At 51.1% G+C, this 1,009-nt stretch carries 1 protein-coding gene; it reads left to right on the forward strand.

Annotated features, from left to right (window positions below):
* Window positions 1–65 precede the first annotated feature (65 nt).
* The coding region (locus EIO00_RS25970) for a DUF1759 domain-containing protein (protein WP_161602798.1) at window positions 66–1,009 on the forward strand (944 nt) is incomplete at its 3' end.

A 1,009-nucleotide genomic window follows, 5' to 3' on the forward strand; every position in this document is an offset into this window, starting at 1 on the left:
AACCAGCTACGTCGTATACCCCAAATCCTGCTGACCCCTATTTGCCTCAGCTGTTGAACATGTGTATGGGGCTGCCGAAGAAGGAATTGCCGCGTTTCAATGGTGACCCCACTGACTATTGGCGCTTCTATCGAGCATTCACACATGGAGTAGCAAGGTACACCGAAGATGCAGCTAACCGTTTGGCGTACCTCATCACTTATTGTGAGGGGAACGCACGTAAGGCAATTGAACATTGCACTATTNATTGTGAGGGGAACGCACGTAAGGCAATTGAACATTGCACTATTCTGGACCCCGAGGAAGGGTATGCTGAAGCCTGGCGAATTCTGAAGCGGTGCTACGGTGAGCCGCATGTCATAGCAGATAAATATCTGCGCTCGATAACCGACGGTCCACCCATCAAGGCTGACGATGAAACTGGGCTACTTATGCTGGCGGAAGCAATGAATGCCTGTGAACTCACGCTGAAACAGTTGGATTTCGCTTCTGAGCTGAACTCCAGGACTACCATGAGCGCAATACTATGCAGGTTGCCGTCGACGATACAAGCGAAGTGGTATGAGGTGGCGTCTGCCATAATGCGAACGTCTCGGCTACCTACGTTTACGGAACTCACACGCTTTATTAGAGAACGAGCAGACGCTGTTGCTACCAAACTTCTGTACGCACCGAATCTAGGGGCAACCGTCACTGTTCGTCGAAGTCAACCTCGGGATCAGGCCTCTGTACCAAGGCTTCATACGTTGGCCACGACCTCTGATGTGTCCACTCACGGCGGCTCCGAACCCCCTCGTCTTCGGCCAATATGCGTCAGATGCGGAGAGAGACATTACCTCGACCAATGTCTTAGTTTCCAGTCCCTTACTCCAGACGAACGTAGGTCGTACGTCCAAAATGCAGCCCTATGCATTTTATGTTTAAAGCCAAAACACCACGCCAATCAGTGCAAATCCCGAAGATTTTGCGGCGTGAATCAGTGTTCACAACAGCACCACCCTTTGCTGCA

Origin of the sequence: Thermomonospora catenispora, assembly GCF_006363815.1 — a bacterium.
Lineage (GTDB): Bacteria > Actinomycetota > Actinomycetes > Streptosporangiales > Streptosporangiaceae > Thermomonospora > Thermomonospora catenispora.